The sequence below is a fragment of the Microbacterium sp. PI-SA-G genome, from assembly GCF_057215335.1.
Map to the genome: position 1 here is coordinate 143542 of NZ_CM170103.1, position 21342 is coordinate 164883.

20 protein-coding genes and 1 pseudogene are annotated in these 21342 nt (G+C 66.6%); 15 read left to right on the plus strand and 6 right to left on the minus strand.

Annotated elements, in window-relative coordinates:
- Window position 1: 1 nt before the first annotated feature.
- From AC2D10_RS00780 to AC2D10_RS00825, 10 genes are all read left to right on the plus strand, one after another.
- Complete coding sequence (locus AC2D10_RS00780; RefSeq protein ID WP_484709884.1) at window positions 2-298, plus strand: YggT family protein; 297 nt, start codon at window positions 2-4, stop codon at window positions 296-298.
- A gap of 150 nt (window positions 299-448) precedes the next feature.
- Window positions 449-1063, plus strand: a complete 615-nt coding sequence (locus AC2D10_RS00785; RefSeq protein ID WP_484709885.1) for a DivIVA domain-containing protein — start codon at window positions 449-451, stop codon at window positions 1061-1063.
- A 49-nt stretch (window positions 1064-1112) separates the two neighbouring features.
- Window positions 1113-1724 carry a signal peptidase II gene (lspA, locus tag AC2D10_RS00790; RefSeq protein WP_484711779.1) on the plus strand — a complete coding sequence of 204 codons (612 nt, stop codon included), beginning with the start codon at window positions 1113-1115 and terminating at the stop codon, window positions 1722-1724.
- Window positions 1725-1726: 2 nt separating this feature from the next.
- Entirely contained in the window at window positions 1727-2647 is a 921-nt protein-coding gene (locus AC2D10_RS00795; RefSeq protein WP_484709886.1) for an RluA family pseudouridine synthase, read from the plus strand.
- 50 nt (window positions 2648-2697) lie between these two features.
- Window positions 2698-3270, plus strand: a complete 573-nt coding sequence (locus AC2D10_RS00800) for a GNAT family N-acetyltransferase (RefSeq protein ID WP_484709887.1) — start codon at window positions 2698-2700, stop codon at window positions 3268-3270.
- A gap of 63 nt (window positions 3271-3333) precedes the next feature.
- A complete protein-coding gene (gene dnaE, locus AC2D10_RS00805; RefSeq protein ID WP_484709888.1) occupies window positions 3334-6852 on the plus strand; it encodes a DNA polymerase III subunit alpha in 3519 nt (1172 codons plus the stop codon).
- 71 nt (window positions 6853-6923) lie between these two features.
- Complete coding sequence (locus tag AC2D10_RS00810; protein WP_484709889.1) at window positions 6924-8432, plus strand: hypothetical protein; 1509 nt, start codon at window positions 6924-6926, stop codon at window positions 8430-8432.
- Window positions 8326-9585 (plus strand): histidinol dehydrogenase, encoded by a 1260-nt coding sequence (hisD, locus tag AC2D10_RS00815; protein WP_484709890.1) that lies wholly within the window; start codon window positions 8326-8328, stop codon window positions 9583-9585. Before AC2D10_RS00810 ends, hisD begins: the two co-directional genes overlap by 107 nt.
- A gap of 9 nt (window positions 9586-9594) precedes the next feature.
- Entirely contained in the window at window positions 9595-10065 is a 471-nt protein-coding gene (gene nrdR, locus AC2D10_RS00820) for a transcriptional regulator NrdR (RefSeq protein ID WP_484709891.1), read from the plus strand.
- Window positions 10066-10075: 10 nt separating this feature from the next.
- Window positions 10076-11098, plus strand: coding sequence for a quinone-dependent dihydroorotate dehydrogenase (locus tag AC2D10_RS00825; protein ID WP_484709892.1), 1023 nt, complete (start codon window positions 10076-10078; stop codon window positions 11096-11098).
- 60 nt (window positions 11099-11158) lie between these two features.
- On the opposite strand, the gene AC2D10_RS00830 is transcribed toward AC2D10_RS00825, so the two are convergent.
- A complete protein-coding gene (locus AC2D10_RS00830) occupies window positions 11159-11731 on the minus strand; it encodes a DUF3043 domain-containing protein (protein WP_484709893.1) in 573 nt (190 codons plus the stop codon).
- Between the two features lie 46 nt (window positions 11732-11777).
- Here AC2D10_RS00830 and AC2D10_RS00835 point away from each other — a divergent pair, with 46 nt between their 5' ends.
- The 5 genes and pseudogenes from AC2D10_RS00835 (at window position 11778) to AC2D10_RS00855 (ending at window position 16873) form a co-directional block, all read left to right on the plus strand.
- The gene (locus AC2D10_RS00835; RefSeq protein WP_484709894.1) at window positions 11778-13187 is read left to right on the plus strand and encodes a M20/M25/M40 family metallo-hydrolase; all 1410 of its coding nucleotides are present in this window, start codon (window positions 11778-11780) and stop codon (window positions 13185-13187) included.
- A 102-nt stretch (window positions 13188-13289) separates the two neighbouring features.
- Window positions 13290-13658: an iron-sulfur cluster insertion protein ErpA gene (gene erpA / locus AC2D10_RS00840; protein ID WP_484709895.1), complete on the plus strand. Its 369-nt coding sequence runs from the start codon at window positions 13290-13292 to the stop codon at window positions 13656-13658.
- Window positions 13659-13802: 144 nt separating this feature from the next.
- A complete protein-coding gene (ctaC, locus tag AC2D10_RS00845; RefSeq protein WP_484709896.1) occupies window positions 13803-14699 on the plus strand; it encodes an aa3-type cytochrome oxidase subunit II in 897 nt (298 codons plus the stop codon).
- A gap of 3 nt (window positions 14700-14702) precedes the next feature.
- Entirely contained in the window at window positions 14703-16436 is a 1734-nt protein-coding gene (gene ctaD / locus AC2D10_RS00850) for an aa3-type cytochrome oxidase subunit I (RefSeq protein ID WP_484709897.1), read from the plus strand.
- A gap of 3 nt (window positions 16437-16439) precedes the next feature.
- A pseudogene (locus AC2D10_RS00855) lies at window positions 16440-16873 on the plus strand (cytochrome c oxidase subunit 4).
- 63 nt (window positions 16874-16936) lie between these two features.
- On the opposite strand, the gene AC2D10_RS00860 reads toward AC2D10_RS00855, so the two are convergent.
- The 5 genes from AC2D10_RS00860 to qcrA all read right to left on the minus strand — a co-directional run bounded on the left by AC2D10_RS00860 (window position 16937) and on the right by qcrA (window position 21316).
- Window positions 16937-17356: a rhodanese-like domain-containing protein gene (locus AC2D10_RS00860; protein ID WP_484709898.1), complete on the minus strand. Its 420-nt coding sequence runs from the start codon at window positions 17354-17356 to the stop codon at window positions 16937-16939.
- Between the two features lie 80 nt (window positions 17357-17436).
- Window positions 17437-17937, minus strand: a complete 501-nt coding sequence (locus AC2D10_RS00865; protein WP_484709899.1) for a GNAT family N-acetyltransferase — start codon at window positions 17935-17937, stop codon at window positions 17437-17439.
- Window positions 17934-18347 (minus strand): RidA family protein, encoded by a 414-nt coding sequence (locus AC2D10_RS00870; protein WP_484709900.1) that lies wholly within the window; start codon window positions 18345-18347, stop codon window positions 17934-17936. Before AC2D10_RS00870 ends, AC2D10_RS00865 begins: the two co-directional genes overlap by 4 nt.
- 78 nt (window positions 18348-18425) lie before the next feature.
- Entirely contained in the window at window positions 18426-20243 is a 1818-nt protein-coding gene (gene qcrB / locus AC2D10_RS00875) for a cytochrome bc1 complex cytochrome b subunit (RefSeq protein ID WP_484709901.1), read from the minus strand.
- Window positions 20240-21316: a cytochrome bc1 complex Rieske iron-sulfur subunit gene (gene qcrA, locus AC2D10_RS00880; RefSeq protein WP_484709902.1), complete on the minus strand. Its 1077-nt coding sequence runs from the start codon at window positions 21314-21316 to the stop codon at window positions 20240-20242. Before qcrA ends, qcrB begins: the two co-directional genes overlap by 4 nt.
- Between the last annotated feature and the right edge of the window lie 26 nt (window positions 21317-21342).

Consider the following 21342-nt stretch of genomic DNA (forward strand, 5'->3'; position numbering starts at 1 on the left):
CGTGGGTTTCGTCTCGATCCTCGCGAGCATCGTCCATCTGGTCCTGCTGCTCTACATCTTCGTGCTCTTCGCGCGGCTGATCCTCGACTACATTCCCCTGTTCAACCGGGAATGGCGGCCGAAGGGCTTTGGGCTGGTGGCGGCGGAGGCCGTATACACGCTGACCGATCCGCCGATCAGGTTCTTCCGACGGATCATCCCTCCGCTGCGAATCGGCACGCTGTCGCTCGACTTCGGCTTCGCGATCACGATGCTGATCGTGCTCATCCTGATGAACATCGTCCGCCTGTTCATCTGAGCCGCACTTCCGCCCTCCCGGGTGTCGCGACATCGCGACGCCAAGCTGTGAGGGCTATGCTGGCACCCAGGCGCGCCCCCCGGGTTCGCGCCACTTCACGACCACGCCATACTCAACTGGCAACCGAACTCATCGAAAGAGGAGCCACTCATGGCACTTACCCCGGATGACGTCGTCACCAAGCAGTTCCAGCACGTCCGCTTCAAGGACGGCTTCGACCCGGACGAGGTGGACGACTTCCTCGACGAGATCGTCATCGAGTGGCGCAAGGCGCTCGAGGAGAACGCCGAGCTGAAGGCCAAGCTGGCCGCGTACGAGTCGGGCGAGACCCCCGCCGCTGCCGCGGAGCCGGTCGCCGAGGCCCCCGTCGCCGAGGCACCTGCGGCTCCCGCTCCGGTCGCCGAGGCGCCCGTCGCCGAGCCTGCCCCGTCGGGCTCCGCCACCGCGACCGCCGGCATCATCGAGCTCGCTCAGCGCCTGCACGACGAGCACGTGGCCGAAGGCGAGGCGAAGCGCAACCAGCTCATCGCCGACGCCGAGAACGAGGTCAACCGCATCCGCTCCGAGGCCGAGGTCAAGCAGCGCGAAGAAGCGGCACGCCTGGAGCGCGAGCGCAACACGCTCGAGGCCCGCATCACCGAACTCCGCAACTTCGAGCGCGACTACCGCTCGCAGCTGCGCGGCTACATCGAGGGCCAGCTCCGTGAGCTCGACGAGAAGTCGGCTTCGACGGATTCGACGCCTGTCTCCGCGATCGGACTGTAGGTCGTAGGTCTTGACACGTCGTCCCCTTCGCCGATCGGCGGCCGGTGCGATCGTTGCGATTCTCGCAGCGCTCGTACTGGCCGCCGATCAGTTTGTGAAGTACCTCACCGTCACGCAGCTTCCGCTTCAGGAGGCCGTGCCCGTTCTCGGTGAGTTCCTGCAGCTGTACTTCGTCCGCAACCCGGGAGCCGCGTTCTCGCTCGGCTCCGAGGTGACCTGGATCTTCACCATCGCCCTCGCGGTGGTGGCCGGAGTGATCATCTGGAAGGCCCTCGGCCTCCGCTCACGGCTCTGGGCGGTCGTGCTGGGATGTCTCCTCGGCGGTGTTCTCGGCAACCTCGGCGACCGACTGTTCCGCGAGCCGGGGTTCCCGGTCGGCCACGTGGTCGACATGATCTCGATGCCGTGGATGATGCCCGCCATCTTCAACATCGCCGATATCTTCATCGTGACCGGCATGATCTCGGTCGCTCTTCTGGTCGTCTTCGGCCTGCGATTCGACGGCACACGCGAGCGTGACCACGAGATCACGGTCGAAACCGAAGAAGAAGCCGAAGCCGTCGCGGTGGCCGCGGCGGAGCGTGACGCGCTCGACGCGCACAACGCCGGACTCCGTGGCGACACGTCGCCCGAGGGCCCTGCTCCCGCCGAAGGACGTTGAGAGTGGAGTCACGCTCCCTCCCGGTGCCCGACGGGCTGGAGGGCACTCGAGTCGATGCGGCTCTGGCACGCATGCTGGGCTTCTCCCGCACCTTCGCCGCGGACGTGGCGGCAGCCGGCGGCGTGCGCCTCGACGGCGTCGTGCTCGACAAATCCGACCGTCTGCGCGGCGGCGGGTGGCTCGAGGTGGAGTGGCAGCCGAAGGAAGCGCCCAGGATCATCCCGATGGCGGTGCCCGAGCTCGGCGTCGTGTACGACGACGACGACATCATCGTCGTGGACAAGCCATCCGGCGTCGCCGCTCACCCCTCCGTGGGGTGGGAGGGTCCGACCGTCGTCGGGGCGTTGGCGGCTGCAGGCTTCACCGTCGCGACCAGTGGTGCACCGGAGCGTCAGGGCGTCGTCCACCGCCTCGATGTCGGCACGAGCGGTCTGATGGTCGTGGCGAAGTCGGAGCGTGCGTACACCGCGCTGAAGCACGCATTCAAGGAGCGCGCGGTCGAGAAGATCTACCACGCCGTCGTGCAGGGCCATCCGGATCCGCTCGCGGGCACGATCGAGGCGCCCATCGGACGGCATCCGAACCACTCGTGGAAGTTCGCGGTGATCCCCGACGGCAAACCCTCCGTCACCCACTACGAGACGCTCGAGGCGTTCCCGGGAGCATCGCTGCTCGAGATCCATCTCGAGACGGGGCGTACGCACCAGATCCGTGTGCACATGGCCGCTCACCGGCATCCCTGCGCGGGCGATCCCCTCTATGGCGCCGACCCGACCCTGTCGGCACGCCTCGGCCTCACGCGTCAGTGGCTGCACGCGCATCGGCTCGCGTTCGCGCATCCGGCCACGGGGGACTGGGTGCAGTTCGAGTCCCCGTACCCGGCGGACTTCCGCCACGCCCTCGACGTTCTGCGCGGCGAGTAGACGCGGCGCGGAGCTGCCGAAGTGTCCGTAGCAGGGGGCACACTGAGGTCATGGTCATCGAGGTGCGTCCCGCAACCGCGTTCGACGATGTGGCGACGCTCGTCGGCCCGAAGAATCCGTCGTCGAACGTCTGCTTCTGCCTGAGTTACCGCGTCGGCAACAAGGAGAACGTGGCTCTCCGCGGCGCGGCTCGGGCGGAGCGTGTTCGTGAGCTCTGCGAACACGATCCGCCCCCGGGCGTGATCGCGTACCTCGACGGCGAGCCGGTGGGCTGGGCCGCGCTTCACCCACGGCGGGAGACGAGCTTCGCGCGAAACCGGCTCATCCCGCACATCGACGACGTGGACGTGTGGTCGCTGTGGTGTTTTCGGGTGCGGCCCGGTCATCGAAAGCAGGGGATCTCACACGCGCTGATTGCCGGCGCGGTCAACTACGCCCGAGAGCGCGGTGCTCCGGCGATCGAGGGGTACCCGCTCGACAACGCCGGTGAGCGCGTGAATCTCACGATGGCGTACGTCGGCACGCGCGCGCTGTTCGAGACTGCAGGCTTCCGCAAGGCTGCCGACACCGGTTCGGTGCTCGACGGTTTTCCGCGGGTGCTGATGCGACTCGAGCTCGGGTGATGATGGACGCCTGAAGCTCGCGATCGGCCGCCGATGTCGGGAGCGGAAAGTAGACTCGAACCCATGGCATCCGACTCCTTCGCCCACCTCCATGTGCACAGCGAATACTCGATGCTCGACGGTGCGGCGAAGATCGCGGCGATGACTCAGGCGGCCGCGGATTACGGCATGCCGGCCATCGCGGTGACCGACCACGGCAACACGTTCGCGGCCTTCGAGTTCTACAAAGCCGCCAAGGCATCAGGTGTCAAACCGATCATCGGACTCGAGGCGTACGTCACCCCCGGCACCCACCGCAGCGACAAATCGCGCGTGCAGTGGGGCTCGCCCGATCAGAAGAGCGATGACGTCTCGGGGTCGGGTGCATACACTCACATGACCCTGTGGAGTGAGACCACCGAGGGCATGCACAATCTGTTCCGCCTCAGCTCGCGGTCGAGCCTGGAGGGCTACTACTTCAAGCCCCGCATGGACCGTGAGCTGCTGCAGACGTACTCCAAGGGCCTGATCGCGACCACGGGCTGCCCGTCGGGCGAGATCCAGACCCGCCTGCGCCTCGGGCAGTACGACGCGGCGCGCGCCGCCGCCGCCGAGTTCCAGGATCTCTTCGGCAAAGAGAACTACTTCGCTGAGATCATGGATCACGGGCTCTCCATCGAGCGGCGGGTCATGACCGACCTGCTGAGGCTGGCGAAGGACCTCAATATCCCGCTGGTGGGCACCAACGACTCCCACTACACACACCAGCACGAGGCCGATGCGCACGAGGCATTGCTCTGCGTACAGTCGGGGTCGACGCTCGACGACCCGAACCGCTTCAAGTTCGACGGCGACGGCTACTACATCAAGACCGCCGCCGAGATGCGACAGCTCTTCCGTGATCACCCCGAGGCGTGCGACAACACGCTGCTCATCGCCGAGCGCTGCGAGGTGGAGTTCAACACCGCCGCGAACTACATGCCGCGCTTCCCCGTTCCCGACGGTGAGACCGAAGACAGCTGGATGATCAAAGAGGTCGAGACCGGCCTGCAGTACCGGTATCCGAACGGCATCCCCGACAAGGTGCGCAAGCAGGCCGAGTACGAGACCGGCATCATCCTGCAGATGGGCTTCCCCGGCTACTTCCTCGTGGTCGCCGACTTCATCAACTGGGCCAAGGACAACGGCATCCGCGTCGGTCCGGGCCGTGGATCCGGTGCCGGATCGATGGTTGCCTACGCCATGCGCATCACCGACCTCGACCCTCTCGAGCACGGCCTCATCTTCGAGCGATTCCTGAACCCGGACCGCGTCTCCATGCCCGACTTCGACGTCGACTTCGACGACCGTCGCCGCGGCGAGGTCATCGACTACGTGACCAAGAAGTACGGCTCCGAGCGCGTCGCGCAGATCGTCACCTACGGCACGATCAAGTCGAAGCAGGCACTGAAGGATGCCGGCCGCGTTCTCGGCTTCCCGTTCAGCATGGGGGAGCGGCTGACCAAGGCGATGCCGCCGCCCGTGATGGGCAAGGATATGCCGCTCGACGGCATGTTCGACTCGTCGCACCAGCGCTTCAAGGAAGCGAGCGAGTTCCGCGTCCTGATCGAGACCGACCCCGAGGCGAAGACGGTCTTCGACCGCGCGCTCGGTCTCGAGGGTCTGAAGCGCCAGTGGGGCGTGCACGCAGCCGGCGTGATCATGTCGTCCGAGCCTCTGCTCGACATCATCCCGATCATGAAGCGCGAGCAGGACGGCCAGATCGTCACGCAGTTCGACTACCCGTCGTGCGAGTCGCTCGGACTGATCAAGATGGACTTCCTGGGGTTGCGCAACCTCACGATCATCTCCGACGCGCTCGACAACATCCGCATGAACCGTGGCGAGGAACTCGATCTCGAGCACCTCGCGCTCGACGACCGCGGTGCCTACGACCTGCTGGGTCGTGGAGAGTCGCTCGGGGTGTTCCAGCTCGACGGCGGGCCGATGCGCTCCCTGATGCGACTCATGAAGCCCGACAACTTCGGCGACATCTCGGCGCTCATCGCCCTCTACCGTCCCGGTCCCATGGGGGCCAACTCGCACACGAACTACGCGCTCCGCAAGAACGGCGCCCAGCCGATCACGCCGATCCACCCGGAGTTCGAGGAGTCGCTCGCCGACATCCTCGAGGAGTCGTACGGTCTGATCATCTACCAAGAGCAGGTCATGGCGATCGCCCAGCGCGTCGCCGGCTTCTCGCTCGGGCAAGCAGACATCCTGCGTCGCGCGATGGGCAAGAAGAAGAAGTCCGAGCTCGACAAGCAGTTCGCGGGCTTCCAGGCGGGCATGCATGCGAACGGATACTCCGACGGCGCCGTGAACGCGCTGTGGGAGATCCTTCTCCCCTTCTCCGATTACGCCTTCAACAAGGCGCACTCCGCGGCGTACGGCGTGGTCTCGTACTGGACGGCGTACCTGAAGGCTCACTATCCGGCCGAGTACATGGCGGCGCTGCTCACCAGCGTCGGCGACTCGAAGGACAAGATGGCGCTATACCTCAACGAGTGCCGTCGCATGGGCATCAAGGTGCTGCCGCCCGATGTCTCGGAATCGATCAACTACTTCGCGGCCGTCGGCGACGACATCCGCTTCGGACTCGGCGCCGTGCGCAACGTGGGCAGCAACGTCGTCGACGGAATCGTCACCGCCCGCAAGGACGAGCGTTTCTCGTCGTTCCATCACTTCCTCGACAAGGTGCCGCTGCATGTGGCCAACAAGCGCACCGTGGAGTCGCTGATCAAGGCCGGGGCATTCGACTCCATGGGTGACTCGCGTCGAGCTCTCATGGAGGTGCATGAGGATGCGGTCGAGGCGGCGGTCGACCGAAAGCGCAACGAGGCACAGGGCGCGATCGGGTTCGACTTCGACAGCCTTTACGACGGACTCGAGGAGGTCGCTCCGGCGAAGGTGCCAGCGCGTCCCGAGTGGATCAAGAAGGACAAGCTCGCCTTCGAGCGCGAGATGCTCGGACTCTACGTGTCCGACCACCCGCTCGCGGGTCTTGAAGTTCCCATTGCGAAGCACGCGTCGATCTCGATCCACGACCTGAACAACTCGGAGGACATCCAGGACGGAGACCAGGTGACGGTGGCGGGTCTGGTGACCAGCGTTCAGCATCGGGTCGCCAAGGCCAGCGGGAACCCGTACGGCATGATCACCGTCGAGGACTTCAACGGCGAGGTCACCGTGATGTTCATGGGCAAGACCTACCTCGAGTTCCAGCACACCCTGCAGCAGGACTCGATCCTGGCCGTGCGCGGTCGGGTGTCGCGGCGAGACGACGGGCTCAACTTGCACGCTCAGTCAGCGTTCGCGCCCGACATCGGCTCATTCGATGCCGCCGGACCGCTTTCGCTGGTCTTCGCGGAACAACGCGCGACGGAGCGAGTGATGACCGAACTGGCCGAGGTGCTGCGGCGTCACCGAGGAGACACCGAGGTCACGCTGCGGGTCCATCGCGGCAGCACGGCGAAGGTGTTCGAGGTGCCGATGCCCGTCAAGGTCTCGGCTGATCTGTTCGGTGACCTCAAGTCTCTGCTCGGACCGACTTGTCTGGGGTGAGCAGGTAGGATCGTGAGCCGTCGGGTAGCACGATCACCCTCCCGTCGTGCAGCATGACGAAAGGATGACTGATGAGCACGGACCTCCCTGAGATCCCGGATGCCGAGACCGAGCAGTTCCTCGATGAAGACGGCGTCCTCTACGACGACCAGGTGACGCCGATGTACGGGATTCTCGGCTTCACGCTCCGCGAGCTGCTCATCGTGGGCGTCTGGGCGATCGCGTTCCTCGTGTCGTTCTTCCCGGTCGCCGACGGCGTGTCGATCTGGGGGAGCGGCATTCAGTGGATCCTCCCCATCGGTGTGCCCACGGTGGCGGTGTTCCTTCTCGTGCTGCGCCGGTTCTCGCCAGACGGCATCCGCCGCGTGGGCTCCCTGGGCATCGACCAGTTCGCCTCGGTGGCGTTCTCGGTCGCGGCCGTCATCTGGCTGGGCACGCTGTGGAGCGCCCTGGCCGCGCTCATCGAGTTCGGCGTGTTCGGCCTGGCCTGGACGGCCGTCGTCCAACTGCTGGCTTCGATCGCCCTCGTCGTACTGACCGTCTTCGCACCGATCATCCCGGGTCTGAAGGATGACTTCCAGGGGCGCCTGGTGACTCTCGCGCACCGCAATGCGAACCCCGCCCGCCCGGTGATCGCACGTCCGCGTCCCGAGGCCGAGCCGTCTTCGGACGCGCCTGCGGGCGCCGACACCCCGTCCGAGACCGACCACGACGCGCAGCCCGGCGCGAACGAGCACTCCGACGTCGTCGTCGCCGAGCCGCGCTGGACCCCGGGCGAGCAGCGCACGAGTGCTGAGCCGCCGCCGGCCTTCGACCCCACCGACACCCCGACAGCACAGCAGCAGGTCACGACCGAGTACGCGCGCAGCGGAGAGCTGGACGTCGAGCTGGCTCGGGAGCAGGCGACCGACGAAATCGCTCGGTTCGACATCGCAGAGCAGGTCCCGCTCGCCGCGCACGCGTCGGGCGGCGGAACCGGCACCGAGGCGACCACGGCCGACGATGACTACGTGCCGACGTACTCCCGCCGTTCGCGAGGCCCAGAGATCGTCTCCGACACCGGCAGCATCGAGGCACTGCTGCAGACGGCGTACACCGTCGAGTCGCCCGCGGCAGCGAACAGCCCGTCGAACGGCGATCAGTCCGAGACGACCGAGTTCGCGGACGACGGATTCACCGACGGCCGTTTCACCGATGACGAGGTCTCCGACATCGAATCGACGCACCCGCGTGACGCCGCACAGCCGTTCTGGATCCTGGCACCGACAGACCGTGACGTCCACGACGAGCGGGGGAGCCGCTGTTCCGCATCGGGCCGGCAGCCTGGGCACTCGTGCTCGAGGATCGCGGCGGCGCGTATGTCGTCCGCCATGACGACGGCCGCATCGGCTACCTGCACGACATCTCAGACATCTCGAAAGGCTGACAGTGCGCACGATCGATCTGCGCGGGCGCGAGCTCTCGCCCGCCGCTATGCTCGCCGCCGTCCCGCGGGCGTCCCAGGCGCGCGCCGAAGCGCTGGACACGGCGGTCCGAATCGTCGACGACGTGCGCGAGCGTGGCGAAGTGGCGCTGCGTGAGCAGGCGGAGCGGTTCGACCGTGTCACCGATCACGCCATCCGCGTGCCGTCGTCGCACATCGATGAGGCCCTCATGGGGCTGTCGTCCGAGGTGAGGGCGGCGCTCGAGGAGTCGATCCGTCGCGTGCGCCTCGCTTCTGCGGCGCAGGTGCCGGCGCCGCAGGTCACACAGATCGGCGACGGCGCCCGCATCACGCAGCGCTGGCAGCCGGTGCACCGTGCCGGTGTGTACATCCCCGGCGGAAAAGCCGTCTATCCCTCGAGCGTCATCATGAACGTGGTACCGGCGCAGGTGGCCGGAGTCTCGCAGATCGCCCTCGCCTCGCCCCCGCAGGCGGATCAGGGCGGGCGCATCCACCCGACCATCCTCGCGGCGGCCGGTCTGCTGGGAGTGACGGAGGTCTACGCGATGGGCGGCGCCGGAGCGATCGGCGCGTTCGCGTGGGGTGTCGCTGCCGTGGACCTCGATCCGGTCGACGTTCTCTCCGGCCCCGGCAACAACTACGTCGCTTCAGCCAAGCGCGCCGTGGCCGGAGTGGTCGGCACGGACTCCGAGGCCGGTGCGACTGAGATCCTCGTCGTCGCCGATGCCGCCGCCGACGCGCGACTCATCGCCGCCGACCTCATCAGCCAGGCAGAGCACGACGAGCAGGCGTCGGCGGTTCTCGTCACCGACTCCGAGGAGCTCGCGGAGCGAGTGGCCGCCGAGGTCGCGGGACAGGCGCTCACGACCCGCCACGCCGAACGCGTCGCGGCGGCGCTTGCCGGGCCCCAGTCGGCCATCGTGCTGGTCGATGATCGTGCGATGGCGACGGCATTCAGCAACGCCTACGCGCCGGAGCACCTCGAACTCCACCTCGCGGACGCGGAGGACGCCGCTGCGGCCTTCACGAGCGCAGGCGCGGTGTTCGTCGGCGACCAGACGCCGGTCAGCCTCGGCGACTACATGGCCGGCAGCAACCATGTCCTTCCCACCGGGGGACAGGCGCGCTATGCGCCCGGCCTCGGGGCCTACACGTTCCTGCGCCCGCAGCAGGTCGTCTCCTATGACCGGGCTGCGTTGGCCGCCGTGCGCGAGGGAGTCGTGGCGCTGGCCGAAACCGAGGTGCTCCCGGCGCACGGCGACGCGATCGAGGCGCGGTTCACGGCGTAGGTTAGAAAGATGCACTGCCCGTTCTGCCGTCACTCCGACTCCCGCGTGATCGACTCGCGCACCAGCGATGACGGTCTGTCGATCCGTCGTCGTCGCCAGTGCCCCGAGTGCGGCGGTCGGTTCACCACGACGGAGACCGCGAGCCTGAACGTGATCAAGCGCTCCGGCGTCATGGAGCCGTTCAGCCGCGAAAAGGTCATCTCCGGGGTGCGCAAAGCATGCCAGGGGCGTCCGGTCACAGAAGCCGACCTCGCGATCCTCGCGCAGCGCGTCGAGGAGGCCGTGCGACAGACCGGTGTCTCGCAGCTCGACACGAACGAGATCGGGTTGGCGATCCTCGGCCCGCTCCGTGATCTCGACGAGGTCGCGTTCCTGCGCTTCGCGAGCGTCTACCAGGCTTTCGATTCCCTCGAGGACTTCGAGTCGGCGATCACTGAGCTGCGCGCCGACCACTCCGAGCGGGAGCCCGCCGACCGGTAATCTGGCAGTGATGTATCCGCTGCTCTTTCGCGCTGTGCTCTCGCGCTTCGATCCCGAGTTCGCCCATCACGCCGGCATGGCGGTGATCCGGGTGCTCGGTGCGCCGCCGTTCGCCCGCGTGACTCGGGCATTCACCGCCCCCGATCCGTCGCTGCGAGTCGAGGCCCTCGGACTGACCTTCCCCTCGCCCTTCGGCGTGGCGGCCGGCTTCGACAAAAACGCCGTCGGCGTGCGCGGACTCGCGGCACTCGGTTTCGGTCACGTCGAGGTGGGCACAGTCACGGCGATCCCGCAGGAAGGCAACCCCAAGCCTCGGCTGTTCCGCCTGGTCGCCGATCGAGCGGTGATCAACCGCATGGGGTTCAACAACCAGGGTGCTGACGCCGCAGCTCGGCGTCTCGCGCGACTGCGTCGTGGTGCGCCTGAGACAGTGGTCGGCGTCAACATCGGCAAGAGCCGCGTCGTCGATGTGGAGGAAGCCACCGCGGACTACGTGGCCTCTGCCGTCCGCCTCGCGCCCCTCGCCGACTATGTCGCGGTGAACGTGTCGTCCCCGAACACACCGGGGCTCCGCGGCCTGCAGGCGGTGGAGACGCTCGCGCCGCTGCTGCGAGCGGTGCGGATCGCTTCTGGCGACACGCCCCTGCTCGTCAAGATCGCGCCCGACCTGCCCGACGAAGAGATCACGGCCATCGCCCAGCTCGCCGTCACCGAGGGCCTGGACGGCATCATCGCGCACAACACAACCGTCAGCCGCGAGGGCCTGCTCACCGATGACGCCACGGTCGAAGCCGCCGGCGCCGGCGGCTTGTCGGGCGCTCCGCTCAAGGAGCGTTCGATGCAGGTGCTGCGCCTGGTCCGTGCTGCCGTCCCCGCGGAGTTCTGCGTCATCGCCGTGGGAGGGGTCGAGACGTCGGCCGACGTGCAGGAGCGGCTCGACGCCGGTGCCACACTCGTGCAGGGTTACACGGCGTTCCTCTATCGCGGACCGTTCTGGGGGCGAGAGATCAACCGCGGACTCGTCGCCCGCTAGCCGTCAGACGACGAAGGCCTCCCGTTCCGCGGAACGAGAGGCCTTCGGCGAGTGCGAGGGTCAGGCAGGATATTGGCCGCGCTTGACCTGCGGCTTGGGCAGACGCATGAACCGCATCTGCAGGGCGCGCATGGCGGCGTACCACCCGAGACCACGCTCGAGGCGGTCCTTGCCGAACTTCGCTGCGGCCTTGCGCTTCACGCGGAAGCTGAGAAGCACCATGCCGCCGATGGCGATGATCAGGTAGCCCATCATCACGAGGTAGGCGTAGAAGGCGATGGCGAGCTCGGCGGGAATGAGCGAGGCGAGGATGACCAGCACCATGACGGCCATCACGAATTCGGCGGGGTGCCAGCCGGCATCGACGTAGTCACGCACCCAGCGGCGCTGCGGGCCCTTGTCGCGGGCGGGCAGGTACTTTTCCTCGCCTGCGGCCATGCCGGCCTGGGCGCGGTTGCGTCGCTCGTTCAGCTCGGCCCGGGCGGCCGCCTTCGCTTCCTTCGTGTTGGCGACGAGGGGGCGGCGGCGCGCCGCTTCCTGCTGCGCGCGCGACGGCGTGGCGCGGCCCTTTCCGCTGCCGGGCGTCGCGGCGGCGTCGTCGTTCGTCGGAGGGGAGACAGGGGTAGTGGCCACGAGAATCCTCGGTTCGCTGAAGGTGGATCACCTTAAGATTACTCGCATGACCTCTCCTGATCTCCCCCGTGAGCCCGATGCCGCCGTTCTCGAGGCCGTCGCGACCGGCATCCCCGCCGCGTTGTCGGATCTCGGGCACCTCGTGCGCATTCCCGGAATGGCGTGGCCGGCCTTCGACCAGACGCAGCTGGAGCGCAGCGCCGATGCGGTCGCGGCCCTCGCCACCGCGACCGACGTGTTCGACGACGTGCGGGTGATCCGCGCCGCGATCCCGGGAACCGACGAGCACGGTCAGCCTGCGGTGCTCGCCACCCGTGCCGCGCGCAACGGCAAGCCCACGATCCTGCTCTACGCCCACCACGACGTGCAGCCTCCCGGGGATGACGCACTCTGGGAGACGCCCCCGTTCGAGCCCACGGTGCGCGATGGACGTCTGTACGGACGCGGTGCGGCAGACGACAAGGCCGGAATCATGGCTCACATCGCCTCGATCCGCGCGGTGGCCGAGGTGCTGGGCGGCGACCTCGAACTCGGCATCGCGATGTTCATCGAAGGGGAGGAGGAGTACGGCTCCCGTTCCTTCGCCCAGTTCCTCTCCGACAACAAGGAGGCGCTGAGGGCCGATGCCATCGTCGTGGCGGACTCCGGCAACTGGGATTCGGTCACGCCCGGGCTCACCGTCTCGCTCCGGGGCAACGCCCGCTTCACGCTCCGTGTGCGCACCCTCGACCACGCGTCTCACTCCGGCATGTTCGGCGGGGCAGTGCCCGACGCGATGATGGCGACCGTGACCCTGCTGTCGACGCTGTGGGACGAGAGCGGCTCGGTCGCCGTCGAGGGAATGACGGCCCACGAGGCCGACACGCCGGACTACGGCGAGGACACCCTCCGCGACGAGGCCGGGCTGCTTCCGGGAACGACGCCCATCGGGGACGGGTCCATCCTGGGCCGCATCTGGAACAAGCCTGCTGTGACGGTGATCGGGATCGACGCGACGAGTGTGGAGTCCGCGTCGAACACGCTGCTCCCCGAGGTGACCGTCGTGATCAGTGCTCGCGTCGCCCCCGGGCAGTCCGGTGCCGATGCGTACGAGGCGCTGGAGCGACACCTGCGGGCGCACGCGCCGTTCGGTGCGGAGCTGACCTTCACCGACGTCGATCTCGGCGACGGCTTCCTGGTCGACACGAGCGGCTGGGCGGTCGGCCTCACTCGCGACGCGATGCGAGACGGCTACGGAGTCGCTCCCGTCGATCTGGGCGTCGGTGGATCGATCCCCTTCATCGCGGATCTCGTGCGCGAGTTCCCGGAGGCGCAGATCCTGGTGACCGGGGTCGAAGACCCGTATTCGCGCGCACACAGCCCGAACGAGTCGCTGCACCTCGACACCTTCCGCCATGCCGTGGCCACTGAAGCGCTGCTCCTCGCGCGCATGAATGGCCGCGAGCTCTCACGCTGACCCACCGCTCGCACGGCTCTTCCCGGATCTCGCCGCCTTTGCGATGAGCGACGGTAGAATCGTGGGAAAGCCGTGCGAGCGCGGCCCGTCACAAGGAGCGTCATGAGCGACACCACACTCACTTCCGAGACCAGCACCACCAACTCCCACGGCATCAGCCTCACCGATGCTGCCGCGGTCAAGGTCAAGAACCTGCTCGAGCAGGAGGGCCGAGACGACCTGCGTCTGCGCGTCGCGGTGCAGCCGGGCGGATGCTCGGGCCTGATCTACCAGCTCTACTTCGACGAGCGCTACCTCGAGGGCGACGAGACCGTCGACTTCGACGGCGTCGAGGTCATCGTCGACAACATGAGCGTGCCGTACCTCGACGGCGCATCCATCGACTTCAAGGACACGATCTCGGAGCAGGGCTTCACGATCGACAACCCCAACGCCGCCGGCAGCTGCGCCTGCGGAGACAGCTTCCACTGAGCCATCGGAGACGGCGTCGCATGCGGCGTCTTTTCCCCAGGACAGCCCCGGGATCGCATGCGCGAACGTGCATGGTTGGCATGAATCAGGTGTGAGGTTGCTCTAGACTTGGATGTGCCCTGTCCGCAATCTGAAAGGTGCATCGTGCCCTCGAAACACCGCCTTCGTTGGGCCGCTCTTCCTCTGGGAATCGCGGCCGCCGTGGCCCTGGCGGGATGTACTGCCACCGAGCTGAGCGGCTACCTCCCGGGTTTCGAGGAGGGTGAGCCTGCGGTCACCAACCAGACCGAGCGGGTCTCGTCGCTCTGGGTGAACTCCTGGATCGTGCTGCTCGCCGTCGGCGTCATCACGTGGGGCCTGATGGCCTGGGCCGCGATCGCGTACCGCCGTCGCAAGGGACAGACCGGTCTGCCCGTGCAGATGCGGTACAACATGCCGATCGAGATCTTCTACACGATCGTGCCGCTGATCCTGGTCCTGGGAATGTTCTTCTTCACGGCTCGCGATCAGGCCGAGATCGAGGCGCAGTGGGATGACCCCGACGTCGAGATCACGGCTATCGGCAAGCAGTGGGCCTGGGACTTCCAATACGACGGCGAATCCGACGAGGACACCGTCTGGACGATGGGCATCCAGGCTCAGCCCGACGCTGCGGGCAACATCGACCAGGAGCAGCTGCCGACGCTGGTGCTGCCGGTCGACCAGAAGGTCACGATCAACCTCCAGTCCCGCGACGTCATCCACTCGTTCTGGATCATCGACTTCCTGTACAAGAAGGACATGTACATCGGGAAGGACAACTCCTGGTCGTTCATTCCGACGCGTGTCGGCGAGTACGCCGGCAAGTGCGCCGAGCTCTGCGGCGAGTACCACTCGATGATGCTCTTCAACGTGAAGGTCGTCGAGCAGGACGAATACGACGCCTACCTGCAGTCCCTCGAGGAGCAGGGCAACACGGGCGACATCAACGACGAGTACGACCGTCTCCAGAACTTCCCGGGCACCACGCCCCAGAACGACTCCGAGGAAGGAGAGGAGTAAGCCATGTCGACCACTGAAGTACCCCGCACCGACGAGGCCCCCCGCTCCCGTCCCACCACCCTGCCGGCTCGCCAGGCTGCTCTCATGAGCTCGTCGCGCGTCGAGCAGAAGGGCAACATCGTCGTCAAGTGGATCACGTCCACCGACCACAAGACGATCGGGTACATGTACCTGATCGCGTCGGTGGTGTTCTTTCTGCTCGGGGGTGTGATGGCGCTGGTGATCCGCGCCGAGCTCTTCGCGCCCGGCATGCAGATCGTGCCGACGAAGGAGCAGTACAACCAGCTGTTCACGATGCACGGCACGATCATGCTGCTGATGTTCGCGACGCCGTTGTTCGCCGGATTCGCGAATGCGATCCTGCCGCTGCAGATCGGCGCGCCGGATGTGGCCTTCCCGCGCTTGAACGCGTTCGCGTTCTGGCTGTTCCTCTTCGGTTCGACGATCGCCGTCGCCGGCTTCCTCACTCCGCAGGGTGCGGCCTCGTTCGGATGGTTCGCTTATCAGCCGCTCGCGAGCGCGTCGTTCTCGCCCGGTGTCGGCGGAAACCTCTGGATGCTGGGGCTCGGCATCTCGGGCTTCGGAACGATCCTCGGCGCGGTGAACTTCATCACCACGATCATCACGATGCGCGCACCGGGCATGACGATGTGGCGCATGCCGATCTTCTCGTGGAACACGCTCATCACGAGCCTCCTCGTCCTGATGGCCTTCCCGGTCCTGGCCGCCGCGATCTTCGCCGCTGCCGCCGACCGCGTGCTCGGCGCCCACATCTACGATCCGGCCAACGGCGGCGTCCTGCTTTGGCAGCACCTGTTCTGGTTCTTCGGCCACCCCGAGGTGTACATCATCGCGCTGCCGTTCTTCGGCATCGTCTCGGAGATCTTCCCGGTCTTCAGCCGCAAGCCGATCTTCGGATACAAGACGCTGGTCTACGCGACCATCGCGATCGCGGCGCTGTCCGTCGCTGTGTGGGCTCACCACATGTACGTGACCGGCTCCGTGCTGCTGCCGTTCTTCGCACTGATGACGATGCTGATCGCGGTGCCGACGGGTGTGAAGATCTTCAACTGGATCGGAACGCTTTGGCGAGGGTCGGTGACCTTCGAGACGCCGATGGTGTTCGCCCTCGGCTTCCTGGTGTCCTTCGTCTTCGGTGGTCTGACCGGCGTCATCCTCGCGGCTCCTCCGCTGGACTTCCACCTGAGCGACTCGTACTTCGTCGTGGCGCACTTCCACTACGTCGTCTTCGGCACCGTCGTGTTCGCGATGTTCGCCGGCTTCTACTTCTGGTGGCCGAAGTGGACCGGCCGCATGCTCAACGAGCGCCTCGGCTACGTGCACTTCTGGATGCTGTTCATCGGCTTCCACATGACGTTCCTCATCCAGCACTGGCTCGGCGTCGACGGCATGGTCCGTCGCTACGCGGACTACTCCGCGGCTGACGGGTGGACGTGGCAGAACCAGGTGTCCACGATCGGTGCGATGATCCTCGGCGCCTCCATGCTCCCGTTCTTCCTGAACGTGTGGATCACGGCGCGCAAGGCTCCGAAGGTCACGGTCAATGACCCGTGGGGCTATGGGGCATCGCTCGAGTGGGCGACGTCGTGCCCGCCCCCGCGGCACAACTTCACGTCGATCCCGCGCATCCGCAGCGAGCGTCCGGCATTCGATCTGAACCACCCTGAGGCGGCGGAGTTCTCCACCACCGCGCCCGGCGAGCGAGAGGGTCACTGAGTCATGCGCGACAACGTCATTCTGTGGTGGGTGCTGACCGCATTCTTCGCCCTCATCGCCGTGATCTACACGGGGTGGAACATTCTGGCCAACCCAGGTCTGCCCCTCGTGAACCAGATCGAGTGGGTCGGCTCGGTCGCCCTGGTCTTCGCCGCCTTCATGGGTGCCCTGATCGCCTTCTACCTGGACCGCACGCACAGCGCGCAGGGGGGGAGCTGCCGGAAGACATCCTGACTGCCGACATCGACGACGGTGACCCTGAACTCGGCGAGTTCAGCCCGTGGTCCTGGTGGCCGCTCGTTCTCGCCGGCTCCGCTGCGGTCTTCGTGGTGGGACTCGCCGTCGGACAGTTCCTGCTTCCGATCGGTCTCGCGATCTTCGTGGTCGCGATCATCGGCTGGGTCTACGAGTACTACCGCGGCAACTTCGCCCGCTGATCTGCTTGACACAGAACGCCCCCGGATCGCTCCGGGGGCGTTCTTTCGTTCTGGCGTTGAACCTCAGGCGCGCGTGCGCACGCGCGCGATGCCTGTCAGCGGGTCGACCGGGCGCCGGTGCACACCGTCGGCGTCTTCGACCGGGTAGCCCTCGCGCACCCAATACTCGAAGCCGCCGATCATCTCGCGCACGTCGTAGCCGAGTTTCGCAAACTCCAGGGCGCCCTTCGCGCCGGCGTTGCAGCCCGGGCTCCAGCAGTACACGACGACGGCCGCGTCGGCTGGGACCTCGACGGGAGCGCGACGGGCGATCTCGCTGTAGTGCATGTGCACGGCGCCAGCGACGCGTCCCTGCGCCCACGCCTCGTCGGAGCGGACGTCGATGACGACGATGTTCTGGCCTGCCGCGAGGGCGGCATGGACATCGCTCGCGTCGGTCTCGTAGGCGAGCTTGGCGGCGTAATAGTCGGCACGTTCGATCATGGTCTCAGCCTAGGAGAGCGGCTGCCTGCACGGCGGCGCCTTCCGGTCATCCGTCGTCGTATTCGAGTCGAGCGCGCGGTTCAGAGCTCTGCAGTCATCTGCACACGCCTGCCGTACCGGTCCAGGCCGAGTTCTGCCTCGATGTCCACGAGGCCGCGAAGGAAGGGCGTCTCGGGGATGCTCTCCAGGAAGCCGCAGGAGGCGTAGAACGGGGCGTTCCAGGGGATCTCGGCGTACGTCCGCAGTGTGAGCCGACTGTGCCCGCGTCGGCGTGTCTCATCCATGGCGGCCTCGACCAGGGCGCGACCATGGCCCTGGCGGCCAGCGCTGGGCATCACCGAGAGCTGCTCGAGGTGGGCGCTGCCGTCGACCTCCATGACGTGCACGAAGCCCACGGCTGTATCCTCCGCGTCTTCCGCGACCAGCACGAACCCGGACGTGCTGATCCGCTCCAGCCCGTTCGTCGTCGAGGGCCACTGCCAGGCGCCGAGGGCGTCCACGAGAAGCGCATCGGCGGAAGTCTCGATCGCCTGGATCATCTCCGCGTCGTCGGACGTGGCCGGGCGAATGCCGGATGTCATCGCGCGTCGTCCAGGACGGCGGCGACCGCTTCGATCTCGACCAGCTGGTCGTCATAGCCGAGCACCGTCACACCGAGGAGGGTGCTCGGGACATCATGAGCACCGAAGGCGGTGTGGATCACATCCCAGGCGGTGATGAGGTCCGCCTGGCGGGTGGAAGCCACCAGGACGCGTGTGCTTATCACGTCTGTCAGGGTGGCTCCGGCGGCGTGCAGGGCGGTCTCGAGCGTCTGGATGCAGCGCGCGGCCTGAGCGGCGTAATCGCCGGGAGCACTCGTGGACCCGTTGTCATCGAGGGGGCAGGATCCAGCGAGAAAGATCAGACGCGAGCCGACGGGCGCGGTCGCGGCGTACGCGTAGGGGGCATCGGCGAGTGTGGAGGAACGGATCAGCTGAACTGCGGACGTCATGAACCAATCCTTCCACGGGGACATGAAAAGGCCCTGTCCGCATGGACAGGGCCTTCTCATGTGGGGGAGTGGCGACTGTTACTCGCCGTCCTCCTCGGACTTCTTCTTACCGGGCTTCTTGACAGGCTCGGTCGCGATCACCGTGCTCGGCGTGTTCCCCGTCTCGACGACGTGGTCCTCCGTGGCCTCGAGGGGAGCATCCGGGAACCCGGCGCGCTCGTGAGCACCCTGGATCTCGGCGGTCTCGGCCTCGTCGGCGCTGGCGATGACGTGATGCTGATGCGCGTCGGCCTCGTCGATCTCGGCCTGCGTGAGCGGAGCCAGGCGATCTTCGAAGAACCAGCGCGAGATCGCAGAGCGGACGTTCTCGGACCACGGGATGCGACCCTGTGCGTTGGGACGCACGACCAGCGGCTCGTAGCCCTCGTTGTCGATGAGCTTCCAGCGGTCGTAGGTGTCGACCGGCTGGTGCACTTCGATGAACTCCCCGCCGGGGAGGCGGACGATACGACCCGACTCGAAGCCGTGCAGCACGATCTCCCGGTCCTTCTTCTGCAGCGCGAGACAGATGCGCTTCGTGATGAAGTACCCGAGCACCGGGGCGACGATGAGCATCGCCTGGAGTGTGTGGATGACGCCTTCCATCGTGACCATGAAGTGCGTCGCGATGAGGTCGGACGATGCTGCCGCCCACAGGACCGCGTAGAACAGGACTCCGGCCACGCCGATGGCGGTGCGAGTCGCCGCGTTGCGCGGACGCTGTGCGATGTGGTGCTCGCGCTTGTCGCCCGTGATCCACGCCTCGATGAACGGGTACACCGCGACGAGCACGATGAACAGAGCGAGCACGATGAGCGGGGCGAGGATGCCGAACGAGAAGGTGTGATCGAGGAGAACGATGTCCCAGTTCGACGGAGCGAGACGCAGAGCGCCGTCCGCGAAACCGATGTACCAGTCCGGCTGCGTACCTGCTGAGACGGGGGAGGGGTCGTACGGCCCGTAGTTCCAGATGGGGTTGATCTGGAAGAACGTCGCGATCAGTACGATCACGCCGAAGACGATGAACAGGTAGCCACCCATCTTCGACATGTACACCGGCATCATCGGGTAGCCCACCACATTGTCGTTCGTGCGACCGGGGCCGGCGAACTGCGTGTGCTTGTTGACGATCATCAGCATGAGGTGCACGGCGATGAGCGCGATGACGAGCATCGGCAGCAGCAGGATGTGCAGAGTGTACAGACGACCGACGATCGCGGTGCCCGGGAACTCGCCGCCGAACAGCAGGAACGAGGTCCAGGTTCCGATGATCGGAATGCCCTTCACCATGCCGTCGATGATGCGGAGGCCGTTACCCGAGAGCAGGTCGTCGGGGAGCGAGTATCCGGTGAAGCCCTCGGCCATCGCGAGGATGAACAGGACGAAGCCGATGACCCAGTTGAGCTCGCGGGGCTTGCGGAACGAACCGGTGAAGAACACGCGGAGCATGTGCACGCCGATGCCCGCGATGAACACGAGAGCGGCCCAGTGGTGGATCTGACGGACCAGGAGGCCACCGCGCAGGTCGAAGGAGATGGCCAGCGACGACTCGAGCGCCGCCGACATCTCGATGCCGCGCATCGGGGCGTACGCGCCCGTGTAGTGGGTCTCGACCATCGACGCCTCGAAGAAGAACGTCAGGAAGGTTCCGGAGAGGAACACCACCACGAAGCTCCAGAGCGCGATCTCACCGAGCATGAAGGACCAGTGGTCCGGGAAGATCTTGCGACCGAGCTCCTTGACCATGCCCGACAGGCTGGTGCGCTCATCGATGTAGTTCGACGCGGCACCGACGAAACGACCGCCGAGCGGTGCCTTGGTGTCTTTGTCCTCGTTGGACAACGTTGAGGTGCTCAATGGCGCTCCCAGAAGCTCGGGCCGACGGGTTCCTTGAAGTCGCTGCGTGCGACGAGGTAGCCCTCGTCGTCGACCGTGATGGGCAGCTGCGGCAGCGGACGTGCGGCCGGGCCGAAGATGACCTTCGCGTGGTCGGTCACGTCGAACTGCGACTGGTGGCAGGGGCAGAGAAGGTGATGCGTCTGCTGCTCGTACAGTGCGACGGGGCAGCCGACGTGCGTGCAGACCTTGGAGTAGGCGACGATGCCGTCGTACGACCAGTCCTTGCGGTCTTCGGCTTCGTTGAGCTGCTCAGGACGCAGGCGCATCATCAGCACGATGGCCTTGGCCTTCTCCTCGAGGTAGCCGTCGTGGTGGCTGAGGTCTGCCAGCTCTTCGGGGATCACGTGGAATGCAGAACCGAGCGTCACGTCAGCGGCGCGGATCGGCGTGCCGTCGGGGTCGCGGACAAGCCGGGCTCCCTCTTCCCACATGGTGTGCTTGAGCAGCACGACAGGCTCACCCGCGGTCGGGTCTTCCGGCGTGGAGTGCGGTGCGAGACCGCGGAACAGCGTCACACCCGGGATGATCGATGCGGCCACTGCAGCGAACAGTGAGTTGCGGATCATGGTGCGGCGCCCGAACCCGGACTCCTCGTTCGCGTCGGAGAACGCCTGGATCGCGGCCTGGCGCGTCGGCTCACTGCCGCGCGTGGAGTGGCGGAACTCGACGTGCTCCTTGTCGGACATCAGCGCCTTGGACCAGTGGATCGCACCGATGCCGATGCACAGCAGAGCCAGGGCGATGCCGAGTCCGATGAACAGGTTGTTCTGGCGGATGTCGATGAGAGCGCCGCTCTCGATCGGGAAGAGCATGTAGGCGGCGACCGCCCAGATGCTTCCGGCCAGCGACAGGTAGAACAGCGTGTAGACAGTGCGGTCCGCGGTCTTCTCGACCCGCGGATCCTTGTCGGTCATGCGCGCGCGGTGCGGCGGCAGGCCCGGGTTCTGCACGGGATCGCTGACTGCGACGCCCAGCCCCGGCGAGGGCTGGTAGGCCCTGTCGAGAGCCTTCGAGTCGTCGTCGTGTGCCATGGTGCTCCTCGTACGTTCCTCTTCGA